The organism is Nocardia sp. CA-145437 (genome assembly GCF_050956485.1).
GTDB lineage: Bacteria > Actinomycetota > Actinomycetes > Mycobacteriales > Mycobacteriaceae > Nocardia.
On record NZ_CP191204.1, the window covers coordinates 130,811 to 145,292 of the forward strand.

Genomic DNA, 14,482 nt, shown 5'->3' on the forward strand with positions numbered 1-14,482 from the left:
AGCCGATAAGGTTCGCGCCATTCATGCATGAAAACACCGCCGCGCACCGTAAGCAGACAGGTAGCTTGAGGAACTGATGGCTGAGAACGAGGGCACGGACCCCACCCAGACGACCGGTGAAGCGTCGACGCCGGATGCCGCGAAGAAACCCGCGGTGACCGACATGTCGGTGGCGGACCTGCGGGAGTGGTTGCGCCGCTGGGTCGCCGACGCGACCGGGCAGCCGATCGACAACATCACCGTGGACCGGCCGATGGAGGAATTCGGCCTGGCGTCCCGTGACGCTCTCGCGCTGGGCGGCGACATCGAGGAGCTCACCGGGGTCGTGCTGAACGCGACCATCGTGTACCAGCACCCGACCATCGGTTCGTTGGCGGAACGAATCATCAACGGGGAACCCGACCTTCCGGCCGACGCGGCCGACGACTCGTTCTACACCCAGGGCTTCCAGCCCGGCGAAGCGCACGACATCGCGATCGTCGGCTTGTCCACCCGTCTGCCGGGTGCGGGTGATACACCCGAATCCACCTGGGAATTCCTGATCAACCGCGGCGACGCCATCCGCGACCTACCCGAGGGCCGCTGGTCGGAGTTCCTGACCGATCCCCGCGTCGCGGAGCAGGTCGCCAACTCGAACGTCAAGGGTGGTTACCTCGACCAGTCCGTTCTCAAGAGCTTCGACGCCGAGTTCTTCGCCACCTCGCCGGTCGAGGTCGAGCGGATGGATCCGCAGCAGCGGCTCGCGCTCGAGCTGACCTGGGAGGCGCTCGAGCACGCCAGGATTCCCGCCAACACGCTCAAGGGTGAGCAGGTCGGCGTCTTCATCGGCTCCACCGGCAACGAGTTCGGCATCATCGCCGGCATGGCGGCCGGGAACGTCGATCCGGGCACGCCGCTCTCCGCTGAGGGCTACGTCATCATGGGTGCGGTTTCGGCCATCATCCCGAACCGCGTCTCCTACTTCTTCGACTTCCGTGGCCCGTCGGTGGCCGTCGACACCGCGTGCTCGTCGTCGCTGGTCGCGGTGCATCAGGCCGTCCGGGCGCTCCGCGGTGGTGAGGCCGATGTGGCGCTGGCCGGCGGCGTGAACGTGCTGCTGTCCCCGGCCGCGACGCTCGCTTTCGACGCCAATGGCGGTGTGTCGAAAGACGGTCACATCAAGGCGTTCTCATCGGACGCCGATGGCATGGTGCGTTCCGAGGGCGCCGGTCTCGTGGTCCTCAAGCGCCTGGCTGACGCCGAGCGCGACGGCGACACCATCTACGCGGTCGTCAAGGGCTCCGCGATCAACAGCGACGGCCGTTCCAACGGCCTGCTGGCTCCCAACCCGGACGCCCAGGCCGAGGTGCTGCGCCGGGCCTACCGCGATGCCGGGATCCTGCCGTCCATGGTCGATTACCTCGAGGCGCACGGCACCGGTACTCCGATCGGTGACCCGATCGAGGCGGATGCGCTCGGCCGGGTCCTGGGCCGGGGCCGCGAGGCGGACAAGCCCTTGCTGCTGGGTTCCGCCAAGACCAATTTCGGTCACCTCGAGGCCGCCGCGGGCGCGGCGAGCCTCGCCAAGGTGATCATGGCGTTGCAGCACAACGTCATTCCGCCGCACATCAACTACGCCGGTCCGAGCCCCTTCATTCCGTTCGACCAGGCGCACCTGAAGATCACCGATCAGGCGACCGAGTTCCCGCGCTACAGCGGTAAGGCCACGATCGGCATCAACGGCTTCGGTTTCGGTGGCACCAACGCGCACGTGGTCGTCCAGGAGTACATCCCGGCCACCACCGCGACCGAGGCGCCGGAGACCGCCGATCTCGACAACGAGACCACCGGCGTGATCTCCGAGGCCGAGGCCATCGTGGAAGCCACTGCGCCGGAACCGGAGTGGGGCAATCGCGAAGAGCCGATGCCGCTCATCATTCCGGTGTCGGGCTACCTACCGTCGCGCCGCAAGCGCGCCGCGAAGGATCTGGCCGACTGGCTGGAATCCGACGCGGGGCAGGCGACTCCGCTCGAGGATGTGGCCCGGGTGCTGGCCAAGCGCAACCACGGCCGCTCCCGCGGTGTGGTCGTCGCCAAGACCCACGAGGAAGCCATCGCGGGCCTGCGCGCCATTGCCGAAGGCAAGCCCGGCAACAGCGTCTACACCGCCGATTCCCCGGCCGCCCGTGGCGCGCTCTGGGTGATGGCCGGTTTCGGTGCGCAGCACCGGAAGATGGGCAAGCAGCTCTACCAGGAGAATTCGATCTTCCGCAAGGCCGTCGACCAGGTCGACGAGCTGGTGGTGGACGAGGCCGGGTACTCGGTTCGGGAGATGATCCTGGACGACGAGCAGGACTGGGACATCGGCACCGGTCAGGTCGGCACCTTCACCATTCAGGTGGGTCTGGCCTCGGTGCTGCGCGCGCACGGCGCCGAGCCCGAGGGCGTGGTCGGTCACTCGCAGGGTGAGGTTGCGGGAGCGTACATTTCGGGCGGTCTGCCGCTCGAGGACGCGGTCCGGGTGATCTGCGCGCGTTCGCGGCTGATGGCCGAGGGCGAGGCCATGATCACCGACGATCAGGTCCGCAACATGGCCCTGGTGGAGTACTCCGCCGAGGACATCGCCAGGCTGCAGGAGACCGAGTTCCCCGACATCGAGGTCGCGGTCTACGCCGCCCCCACCAACACGGTGATCGGCGGCATGCCGGACCAGGTGCACGCGATCGTGGCGCGTGCCGAGTCGGAGGGCAAGTTCGCCCGCGTGCTGCAGACCCGCGGCGCGGGTCACACCTCGCAGATGGACATGCTGCTGGGTGAGCTTGCCGCGGAACTGGCCGGCATCGAGCCCACCAAGCTCAAGCGCGACCTGTACTCCACCGTGCACGCGGCGGCCGTCTACCGCGGCGGCAACCCGCCGGTGCACGACGTGGACTACTGGGTCATGAACATGCGTGGCTCGGTGTACTTCACCAATGCCATCCGCCAGGCCGTGGACAACGGCATCACCACCTACCTCGAGCTGGCCCCGAACTCGGTGGCGCTCATGCAGGTGATGGGCACCACCTTCGCGGCGGGCGTGCACAACGCCGCGCTCATCCCGACGCTCAAGCGTAAGGAGGACGAGGTCGCCGGTGTGGTCTCCGCGCTGGCGCAGCTGTACGTGCAGGGTCACAAGGTGGACCTGGCCTCGCTGCTGCCCGCCGGTGATTTCGCCGCCGTACCGCGCACCGCGTTCCTGCGTAAGGAGTACTGGCCCAGGGTGACCGGCGGCTTCGGCGGCTCGGGCAACGCCGGGGTCCCGGGTGCGCACGTGTCGTTGCCGGACGGCCGCCACGTCTGGGAGGTGCAGGCCTCGGCCGTCACCGATCTGGCGGCGCTGGTGAATGCCGCTGCCGCGCAGGTGCTCTCGGATGTCACCGTCGGCGCCTCGCTCGCACACGAGGCGATTCCGGCCGATGGCACCCTGACCACGACGCTCACCCCGCATCCGGGCGGCGCGTCGGTGTCGGTGCACGCCAACGCCGGCAACGCCTTCCGTCCGCTCTTCGACGCCGTCGTCACCTCCGGCGCCCCGCTGCCGGAATCGGCTGTGGCGCAGCCGGCCGTGGCCGTCGAGTCGGCTCCGTCAGTTGAGGTTGCCGAGGCGGCCGGTGAGCGCTGGGATCCCAACGGCACCCAGACCATCGAGGCGCGCCTGGCCATCATCGTGGCCGAGTCCATGGGTTACGCGGTCGAGGACCTGCCCATGGAGATCCCGCTCATGGAGCTGGGCCTGGACTCGCTGATGGCCATGCGCATCAAGAACCGCGTCGAGTACGAGTTCGACATCCCGCAGCTGCAGATCCAGGCGGTGCGTGACGCCAGTCTGCTCGAGGTGGGCAAGGTGCTGCGCTACGCCATCGAGCACCGCGAGCAGCTCGAGGACATCGCCGCCCGTCAGGCGGCCGGTGAGGACATCGCCGTCGACGCCGACTTCGTCTCCGCCGCCCGGGCCGCCATGGCCGCGGGCCAGGATCCGGCCGCGCTGCTGCCGAAGACCGAGACCACCTCGCCGGTGGCCGAGGCCGAAGCGATCGTCGCGGAACCTGTTGTCGCCGATCACGAGGCGTCCGCGCCGATCGCCGAGACCGACGGCGACAATGTGCCCCCGCGCAACGGCGAGGAGCGTCTCGCGTTCGCGACCTGGGCGCTGGTGACCGGCAAGACCGCGGGCGGCATCTTCAACCAGCTCCCCGCGATCGATGACGACACCCTGGCGAAACTGGTGGCGCGCCTGTCGGAGCGGGTCAAGGCCGAGGTCGACCCGGAGCTGGTGAAGGCGTGCAAGACCATCGAGGACCTGTCCCGCGTGGTCGTCGAGTACCAGGGCAAGAGCTCGGATCTGGACGGTTTCGTGCGCACGCTGCGCGCGAAGGAAGCCGGTTCGGACGCGGTGCCGGTCTTCGTGTTCCACGCCTCGGGCGGTAACACGCTGGTGTACGAGCCGCTGCTCAACCGGCTCCCGGCCGGTACCCCGATGTTCGGTCTGGAGCGCGTCGAGGGCACCATCGAAGAGCGTGCGCGCCAGTACATTCCGGAGATCCGCAAGAAGCAGCCGGAGGGCCCGTACATCTTCTACGGCTGGTCGCTGGGCGCGGTGTTCGCGTTGAAGGTCGCCGAGATCATGCGGGCCGAGGGCTCGGATGTGCGCGAGGTCGGCCTGATCGATCTGGCGCTGCCGGTGGAGCCGTTCGACGATTCGGCCGCGGAGCGGGTGGAGCGGATTCGCCGCTACCAGACCTTCGCGCAGAAGAACTACGGCTTCCTGGGCGAGCTCGATCAGGAACAGCTCGAGGAGCTGGCCGCGGCGTCGGACGCCGAGCAGATCGACATCATCATGGAGCTGCTGAAGTTCGCCGGGGTCGACATTCCGGGCGGCGTCATCGAGCACCAGCGCACCTCGTGGATCGACAGCAAAGAACTGGAGAAGATCGAGCCGACCAAGTACGACGGTCACGTCACCCTGTACCTGGCTGATCGATACCACGATGGAATGATCGAGCTGGAGCCGCGTTTCGCCGATCGCCGGCCGAACGGCGGCTGGTCCGAGCACATTCCGAATCTGGAGATCATCCACATCCCGGGCGATCACATCCAGATCATCGATGAGCCCCGGATCTCCACCATCGGCGCCGATCTCGCCAAAAAACTTGCGGAGATCGACACCACCGGGAAATAGCACCACCGTGACGCCGGTTCTGCGAAAGTAGGTTTTTGCCGAGAGGAGTCCAGTGAGCACCACCGCCGAAAAACTCGCCGACCTTCGACTCAAGCTCGACATCGCGAGGGAACCGGCGGGTGATGCGGGAATCGCCAAGCGGGCGCGGAAGTCCATTCCTTCCGCCCGCGACCGCATCGATATGCTGCTGGACTCCGGAACTTTCGTGGAAATCGGTGCGCTGGTGCGCAATCCGGGTGACAAGAAGGCGCTCTACGGCGACGGCGTGGTCACCGGGCACGGCCTGGTGGACGGCCGCCCGGTGGCGGTCTTCTCGCACGACCAGACCGTGTACGGCGGTTCGGTCGGCGAGATGTTCGGCCGCAAGGTCGCGGGCATCATGGAATTCGCGGCCAAGGTGGGCTGCCCGGTGGTCGGCATCAACGACTCCGGCGGCGCCCGCGTGCAGGAGGCGGTGACCTCGCTGGCCTGGTACGCGGAGCTGGGCAGACGCCAGGAACCGTTGTCCGGCTTGGTGCCCCAGATCTCGATGATTCTGGGCAGCTGCGCGGGCGGCGCGGTGTACGCGCCGATCAATACCGACGTCGTGGTCGCCACCGAAGAGGCGTACATGTTCGTCACCGGTCCCAAGGTGATTCGCGAGGTCACCGGCGAGGATGTCAGTCTCGAGGAGCTGGGCGGCGCGAATTCCCAAGCGCAGTACGGCAATATCCACCACGTGGCCCGGGACGAGAAGGCCGCGTTCGAGTGGGTGCGTGACTACCTGAGCTACCTGCCCTCCAGCTGCCAGGAGGTGCCGCCGGTGGTGAATCCCGGTCTGGAGCCGGAGATCACGGAGTCGGACCGGGAACTCGAGGCCATCGTGCCCGACGCCGACAATGCCGGCTACGACATGCACGAGATCCTGCTGCGCATCTTCGACGACGGCGCCTTCCACGAATTCGGTGAATCCGCGGGCCGCAATGTGATCTGCGGTTTCGCGCGGGTCGACGGACGCAGTGTCGGCGTGGTCGCCAATCAGCCCCTGGTCTACGCGGGTGCGCTCGACGCCCGGGCCTCGGACAAGGCCGCACACTTCGTGCGGCTCTGCGACGCCTTCGAGATTCCGCTGGTCTTCGTGGTGGATACGCCGGGCTTCCTACCCGGTGTGGAGCAGGAGAAGATCGGCGTCATCAAGCGGGGTGGCCGGTTCATCTTCTCGTTCGTGGAGGCGACGGTCCCGAAGGTGACCGTGGTGATCCGCAAGTCCTACGGCGGCGGGTACGCGGTGATGGGTTCCAAGCAGCTGGGCGCGGATGTGAATCTGGCCTGGCCGACGGCGCGGATCGCGGTCATGGGCGCGGAGAGCGCGGTGTCGCTGATCGGTGCGAAGACCTTGGCGGCGGCGCCGGAGGATCAGCGTGCCGCCATACGCCAGCAGATGATCGATTTCTACAACGCGACGGTGGCGACGCCGTGGGTGGCGGCCGAGCGCGGCTATATCGACGCGGTCATCGAGCCGTCGAGTACCCGGCTGGAAATCCGGCGGGCGTTGCACTTGCTCAAGGACAAGAGAATTCCTCGCAACCCGCGTAAGCATCACCTGCTTCCGTTGTAGATTCCGAAACCGTTGCGGGTCGCTCCCGTGTGTGAAAAGCTCGCATTTCATTTTGAAATGCGAGCCTTGGGAGCGAAGCACTAATGGCTACCCGTCGAATTCGGCAACTCATCATCGGTGGCGCGGCCACCGCCGCCACCGCCGCCGCGATCATGACCGCGCCGGCCGCGTCCGCACAGACCTACGGCATCATCTTCCCCGGCGGCCTGGCGCACGTCGGCACCACGTACAACCTGACCGTGCACGTCGCCGCCCCGAACGCGGGCACCCAGGTGGGCTTCTGGGTGCTGAACCCGGGCAGCAGCACGGTCGTCAGCCTCGGCACCGTTCCGGTCGACTCCTCCGGCAACGCCGTGCTGGCGTGGTCCCCGACCGCGGCCGGCACGTACTCCTTCACCGCCAACGACGATCTGACCGTCGGCCCCAACGGCGGCTCGACCCTGGGTGTCCAGGCCACGGCCGTCCCCGAGGGCAGCATGGGCGGCACCGGCAGCTTCAGCGCGATCCCGGTCATCGGCGGGCCGCTGGTGGCCCTGATGAAGCTGATGGGCCTGGTCTAGGCGGCTCGCCGATTGCGCTGAATCTATCGGCTGTAAGGCATGAATGTGAGAGCCTTCAGCTATGAGTACCTCACCGCTGGCGCTACTCGAAGGCGGGCCGGAAGGCCTCGAAACACGGATCGTTCGGATCACTCCACCGGGAGTCGAACTGCGGGTCGCGTACGGGAACGGGTACGAGCGTTTCAAAGTGACGTCACGGTGGCAGGACACTCCGGACGGCAGTCTGCCCGTCTACGAGTGGGTCGCCCACGTCGACGCCGAGAAGTAGCCGCCGGAACTCGATCGCCGTACGACATGGCAGTGGCCGCCCGCTTCGTCGCGGGCGGCCACCGAATGCCTGACGCCTCGGGTCAGAAGACCCGCATCTTGCCCGGTGACCAGAACCCGGAGCGGTTCACCACGTGGGTGTCGATCTGCGCGGGCTTGGGGAAGTCGCCCTTGCCCGGATCGGCCGGGTTCGAGTAGTACGGCACGTACTGCTCCAGCGAACCCCAGTCGCGGTCGTAGTTGTCCTTCAGGTACGTCGGAACCGTCTTCGACGACGCGAGCATCTGCGCCCAGCCGAGCGGGCCACCGAATTCCTGCGCCTGCCAGGTGTTCGTGGAACTGATCGCGAGCGGGCGATCCGGCAGGATGCGGTACCCGGGGGCCGCGTCGACCACGCCGTTGTGGTGGTCGAACGGGTGCTGGCACGGGAACTGCAGGCCCACCGCCCAGTCCAGCAGGATCGGCTGGGTCCGGCCCAGGTAGCTGTCGAGCGACACCAGCTTGGGCACCCGCGGCGGCGTGAACGCCAGCCACTGATCACCGATCAGGATCGGGTCGTTGGCCCGGATGCGCACCACATTGGCGTCGTCGGACAGCGCCGAGAACGGGATGCGCAGATTCCGCCAGGACGGGGCCGGGCCGATGTCGAGCGGCCGGTAGGCCCGGATCTCACCGAGGCTGCCGTCCGGATTCCGGTGCGCGTACTCCAGGAAGATGTCCTGGCCGTAGGTCATATTTCCGGTGTCGTCGAACGACATCGCGCGCCCGGCTGCCGAGATGACGATCAGCGGGGAGTCGTCCGAACGCTGCGGCAGCTGGTACCAGCTCGAGGTGAGCGAGGCGGGCTGCTGCACGCCGTCCTGGTAACTGCCCATCACCGGGGTGGTGGCCGGGTCCAGGCCGAACGGCAGCGCCACGGTCGATCCGTTGACGCCCTGCGCGCCCTTGCCGCCGCCGGTGCCCGCGTTCTGGCCCTCCTCGAAGGCCGGGCCGACGGTCTGGGTGGAGGTGTTGCCGGTACCCGGCTTCACCTCGACGGCGTCCGCGTCGAGCTTGGCGGCGACCCCGTTGGGGGCGAAGCCGACGGGGTTCTCCCCGGCCAGCGGGTCGCCGTTCAGCGGCGGGTGGGCGGGATCGATGATCGGAGTCAGGTTGCCGCTGTTGACATTGCCCTCGACGAGCACGTCATTGGCCAGGCCGCAGGTCTTGCCGGTGACCGCGTCGATGTTCGAGCGGGCCAGCGAGTAGGCCGGGTACTGCTGCACCGCGCCCTTGAGCAGCGACACCACCTCGAAGATCACCATGAGCGCGGCGACCACGGTGAGCGGAATCGCGGCGAACCTGCGGATCCGCTTGCCGCGCTGAGTCTTCCCGGTCGCCATCGGCTTGGCGTAGCCCTCGCGCAGCGACTGCCACGCCACCACCGCCAGTGCCAGCCCGAACAGCATGAGCATCAGGGTGTTGGACTGGAAGCCGTGCAGGGAGACGGTCTTGTCGTACCACGGCACGCCGTAGCTGGAGACGTACCAGTAGCCGTTGATGCCGGAGAAGGCGACGGCGAGGGTGAACAGCAGCCCGGCCAGGAAGACCGAGCGGTTCTTGCGGGACCGCAGGGCGGTGGCGGACACCGCGACCGCGGTCACCGCTGCCAGCGAGCCCGCGATGCCCGCGTACGAACCGAAGTGGTGGGTCCACTTGGTCGGGTTGAACATCATGAAGAAGATGGTTCCGAAGACCACGCCCATGAGCCGCCAGGTCGGCGCGCTCGCGATGCCCGGCACCTGTCGCCGGCGCAGCAGCACCAGCATGGTGGTCATCAGGCACAGGATCATGAGCAGGAACGCGAAGCGGCGGGCCAGCGAGCCGTCCACCGTCTCGACGAACAGGTAGTAGTAGCGCAGATAGTCCTTGTACCAGGCCAGATTCGGTCCGGTCACCTGTCGCACCCGGTTGGCCTCCATGATCCCGGCGAAGGTCTGATCGGCGAAAACCGCCACCAGCACCAGGGTTCCGGCCGCCGCGATGGGGGCCAGCAGCGCCACGTCTCCGAACTGCTTGCGCCGCCGCACCACGATGGCGACCAGCGGCCGGATGCCGGCGAGCAGGGCCGCCACACACATCAGACCGGTCGGCGCCGCCGCCAGCGTGAACGCCGCCACCAGGACCGCGACCGCGGCGGGCAGCAGTCGCGAGGTCGCGATGGCCCGCTCGATGGAGACCCAGGTCAGCAGCGCGCCCAGGGCCACGATCGGCTCCGAGCGCAGGCCGTTGTCGTAGGGCAGCCAGAAGGCCAGGAACACCAGGCCGCCGGTCCAGAGCGCGACCTTGGAACGCGCCACCGCATTGCCCAGGCGCGGCACCACCTCGCGGCTGATCACCAGCCAGCACAGGATTCCGCAGAGCAGCGCGGGAATTCGCACCCACGGGCTGGCGGTGGAGATCTCGGCGAAGGCCTGGATGACGTAGTAGTACCAGCCGAACGGCGCTTCGGGCACGCCGTACCAACGGAAGTAGTTGGCCAGGTAGCCGGCGTGCGGGGCCGCCCGCACCATGGTCAGGATGTAGCCGTCGTCGGAGGTGTTGGCGCCCACGAAATGCCACAGCAGCAGGGTGCCGATGATGCCGCCGTCCGCCCACGTCGGCTTCAGCCAGTGCGCGGGCAGGATGCGCCGGTGCCCGCGGCCGTCGCTGGTGTCCAGCACCGCGAGCGCGCCCATGGCCAGCAGGGTGAGCAGCACGGCGGCGATGATCGCGACCAGCTTGATCAGCGTCGGCGAGGACGAGTACCGGGAGTCCACCGTCATGTGGAACGAAAGGCCCTCCGGGACGCCGCCTTTCATATCGGTGAAGACGCCCACCACCTGCGGCCGCAGGTCGCCCAGCAGCCGGCCCTCGATCGGCACGGTGACCAGTTCCCGGCCGCCGTCGGGGGTGGTCTTCTCGACCGTGCGGGTGACGCCCTCGAAGACCGCGTAGGTCTCCTTGCTGTCGGAGGTGATGACGAGCTTCGAGCACTCGTTCATCTCCGCGCGGGTGGCGGTGGCCACCACGGCATTCCGATCCAGCACGTCGACGCTGTCGCCGGAGACGCGGACGAACATGGCCTCCAGGTCCGCGCTCTTGCCCTGCGGCGGTGCCGTTGCCAGCAGGATGCCGCCGCGCGGATCCAATTGCCCGACCGCGGAACAGGGGATGGTGACGTTCACGTCGATCGGCACCTGCGACACCAGGGCCGCCTGCACCGGATCCAGCGAACCGCGTTGCGGCCAGCTCACCTCCGCCTGGGTCTGCTGCACCGGCAGGAACGGCGTCGCCAGCGCGAACAGCGCCCCGAGCAGGCCCGCGACGATCGCTATCAGCTTCGCTACCCGGTAATCACGCGGGTTCGCGGGGTCGGTCGCCGGAGGGTTCGGCTTCGTGAGCACTGCGGAGGCGTCTGGCACGGTTGCTGATCGTAGCTCCCCCGCCTCTCCGAGACTTGGCGCACGGCTTGGGAGCCGTTGCCGGATTCGCACGCGTGCCGGCGGTCGTGTGCCAACCCGATTCTGGACGTACCCGACGAGTTACCCTCGGCTCACGAAATCGGTTGTCACCTTCTATTTCGCCTTGATCGGTGAGTCCTTGGCCAGACCGGACCGCGTTTCGGCGGTCACGTCCAGGGTCGGGCGTGAATTCGCGTTCGGGGCATACGGGGTGAACTTCTCGAGGGCGCCCCAGTCCCGTCGCCAGTCGTGGTTCAGGTACGACGGCCGGGTCTCGGACTGCAACAGCAGACCGGTCCAGCCGAGCGGCCCGCCGCCGATATCGTCCTGCCAGGCATTGGAGGCGTCCTGGCCCACGCGGTCGGGCAGGATGCGCCATTCGGGCACCTCGGCCACGCCGTCGTGGTGGTCGAACGGGCGCTGGCACGGGAACGCGAGGCCCACGTGCCAGTCCTCGAGCACCGGGGCCTGATCGCCGACAAGGGAATTCAGCGTCCGCAGCTCGGGCAGCCGGGGCGGGGTGACCGCCAGCCACTGGCGCGGGGTGAGGTCGGCATCGTTGAGGACCAGGCGAATCGCGTTCGCGCCCGCGGGGATCTGGTCCAGCGGGATGCGCAGATTGCGCCAGGACGGGTTCGGGCCGATGTCGATGGGCCGGATCTGGCCGACCTCGCGGACCTCGCCCGCGGCGTCGCGGGTGCCGTACTCGACGATCAGGTCCTGTCCATAGGTCTGGACGCCGTCCTTGTCGAAGGACTTGACGCGGCCCGCCGCGGTCACCACCAGCACCTGGTAGGCCGGGTTGTCGCGCACGGCGTTCAGCTTCTCGGCGTTGTACCACTGGGTGGTGAGCTTCGAAACCTGCTGCTCGCCATCGGTGTAGCTGCCCAGTACGGGGGTCTTGGCCGGATCCAGGCCGAAGGGCAGGGCGACCGAGCTGCCGTTGATACCGGCCTGCTCGCTCTTGCCGCCGCCGGTGCCGGCCCCGGTGGTCTTGGAGGTCTTGTTGCCGGACTTGTCGTTCACCGAGTTGGCGCCGCCGGTGACGGTCTCCTCGGCGTCCGCGGTGAGGTCGGTGGCCACGCCGTTGGGGGTGAACCCGGTGTTCTGCGCGGCCAGGCCGTCGGCGTCGGAGCCGGTCCACGGGTGCAGCAACGACCCCGCGGTGTCGGTCTCCACCAGCACCTCGTTGGCCAGGGCGCACGAATCGCCCTTCAGCGCGCGCAGATTCGACTGGGCGATGGAGTAGGCCGGGTACTGGCCGGCGGCCGCCTTGGCCAGCGACAACACCTCGAACAGCACCAGTACGGCCGCCGCGATGGTGAGCGGCATGCTGGCGAACTTGTCGAAGCCGCGCACCGGCCGCGGCGTCGTGTACGGCTCCCGGAAGTGCTGGTAGGCCGCGATCAGCAGGCACAGCACCGCCAGTCCCAGGAACAGGGTGGAGAAGCCCTTGCCCGCGACCAGCGGGGCCTTGTCGAACCACGGCACGCCGTAGCTGGACACGTACCACCAGCCGTTGGATCCGGTGAAGGTCATGGCCAGCAGGAAGAACACCGCCGCCGTGAACAGCGTCCGGTTGCGCGGCGAGCGAATCCCGTTGACCCCCACCGCGACCGCGGCCAGCGCCGCCAGCGATCCGGCCAGGCCCGCGTACACGCCGAAATGGTGGGTCCACTTGGTGGGCGTGAACATCATCAGGAACAGCGACATGAACACGATGCCCAGCACCCGCGCCGACGGACCGCGCGAGGTGCCCGGGATGCGGCCGTTCTTGCGCAGCATCACCATCACGCACACGCCCAGGCTCAGCAGCATGGCGAGGATGCCGAATCGGCGGGCCAGCGAGCCGTCGGGGGAGAGCATGAGCAGCGAGTCCCAGCGGGTGCGCTCGTCGAACCAGGCCACATTGGGGCCGATCAGGGTGCGCACCCGGGTGGCCTCCATGACCGAGGCCAGGGTCTGATCACCGAAAACGACCACCAGCACCAGGGTTCCGGCCGCGATGCCGGGCGCGAGCAACGCGCCGTAGCGCAGCAGCCACGAACCGCGCTGCTGCCCGGCACGTGTGATGATCACCATCAGCACCGGCCGCGCGCCCGCGATCAGGGCCGCGATGCAAATCAGGCCGGTCGGCCCGGCGGCCAGTGAGAAGGCCGCGATCAGCACGCCGACGGCCGCGGGCAGCAGCCGCCCGGTGGCGATGGCGCGTTCGATGGAGCACCAGGTCAGCAGCGCGCCCGCAGCGATCAGCGGTTCCGGTCGCAGACCGTTGTCGTAGGGCATCCAGGCGGCCAGGAACACCAGGCCCGCGGTCCAGATCGCGACCTGGTCGCGGCGCACCCGGGAGCCCAAGCGCGGCAGCACTTCCCGGCTGATCACCAGCCAGCACACGATGCCGGCCAGCAGCGCGGGCAGCCGCATCCACGGGCTGGAATCACTGATCCGGGTCATCCAGGCCAGTACCTCGTACGGCCACCCGAAGGGCGCCTCGGCGACCCCGAACCAGCGGTAGTAGTTGGCCATGTAACCCGAATACTTCGAGGCCCGGGCCATATTCAGGATGTAGCCGTCATCGGAGGTGTTGGCCCCGATGAAGTGCCACACCACCAGAGTGCCCAGCACCGCGACATCGGCGAGCCGCACCCGCCACCAGTGCGCGGGCAGGAAGCGGCGCGGCTTGCGGCCGTCGGCGGTGTCGAGCAGGTGCAGCGCGTACAGCGACAGCAGGGTGAACAGCACCGCGCCGATGGTCGCCAGCCGTTTGAGCCAGGTCGGGCTGGAGGTGAAGCGCGCGTCGATCCGCACGGTGGCGGAGGCGTTCCCGAGCTGCTCCCGCTTCAGATCGGTGAACAGGCCCACCACCTGCGGCCGGGTGTCGCCGCCGACGGTGCCGACGAACGGCGTCCCGTCCTTGCGCGCGACACCGGTGAATTCCACCCGGGTCTGGGTGGCGTCCGAGCGCACGGTCACGGCGCCGCAGTCGCCGATCTCCGCGACGGGCGCGGACAGCAGCGGAATCAACCGCACGAGCACCGAGAGCACGGGCCCCTTGCCGGGTTCGTCGGTGACCTTGACGACCAGGCCCTTGGTCTCGGCCTGCCCGGAGGCGGCGGGCACCGTCGAGAACAGCGTCCCGCTCGGCGACTCCCGCAGCACCTGGCACGGCAGTGTCACATCGAGGCTCAACGGCACATAGGAGACCAGGGGCGCGGCCACGTCGGCCGTATCCCCTTGCGGCCAATGCAGAGTGGGCCGGTCCTGCTGCACCGGCAGGATCGGTGTGATCACCGCCAGCAGGAATCCGAGAAGACCGGACACCAGGGCGAGGATGCGGATGCGGTGGAACGCTCGGGAGTCTGCGCGCACGAAGAACGAC

6 protein-coding genes are annotated in these 14,482 nt (G+C 68.3%); 4 read left to right on the forward strand and 2 right to left on the reverse strand.

Features of this window, described 5'->3' with window-relative positions; translation table 11 throughout:
* Positions 1-76 precede the first annotated feature (76 nt).
* The 4 genes from pks13 to ACQPYY_RS00620 all read left to right on the forward strand — a co-directional run bounded on the left by pks13 (position 77) and on the right by ACQPYY_RS00620 (position 7,622).
* A complete protein-coding gene (gene pks13, locus ACQPYY_RS00605) occupies positions 77-5,197 on the forward strand; it encodes a polyketide synthase Pks13 (RefSeq protein WP_433592408.1) in 5,121 nt (1,706 codons plus the stop codon).
* A 52-nt stretch (positions 5,198-5,249) separates the two neighbouring features.
* Positions 5,250-6,794 (forward strand): acyl-CoA carboxylase subunit beta, encoded by a 1,545-nt coding sequence (locus ACQPYY_RS00610; protein ID WP_433592409.1) that lies wholly within the window; start codon positions 5,250-5,252, stop codon positions 6,792-6,794.
* Between the two features lie 83 nt (positions 6,795-6,877).
* A complete protein-coding gene (locus tag ACQPYY_RS00615; RefSeq protein WP_379103210.1) occupies positions 6,878-7,354 on the forward strand; it encodes a hypothetical protein in 477 nt (158 codons plus the stop codon).
* Between the two features lie 61 nt (positions 7,355-7,415).
* A complete protein-coding gene (locus ACQPYY_RS00620; protein WP_357088157.1) occupies positions 7,416-7,622 on the forward strand; it encodes a DUF5988 family protein in 207 nt (68 codons plus the stop codon).
* Between the two features lie 82 nt (positions 7,623-7,704).
* On the opposite strand, the gene ACQPYY_RS00625 is transcribed toward ACQPYY_RS00620, so the two are convergent.
* Together ACQPYY_RS00625 and ACQPYY_RS00630 are read right to left on the reverse strand one after the other, a co-directional pair.
* Positions 7,705-11,064: an arabinosyltransferase domain-containing protein gene (locus ACQPYY_RS00625; RefSeq protein WP_433592410.1), complete on the reverse strand. Its 3,360-nt coding sequence runs from the start codon at positions 11,062-11,064 to the stop codon at positions 7,705-7,707.
* Positions 11,065-11,217: 153 nt separating this feature from the next.
* Complete coding sequence (locus ACQPYY_RS00630; RefSeq protein WP_433592411.1) at positions 11,218-14,472, reverse strand: arabinosyltransferase domain-containing protein; 3,255 nt, start codon at positions 14,470-14,472, stop codon at positions 11,218-11,220.
* Positions 14,473-14,482: the final 10 nt, after the last annotated feature.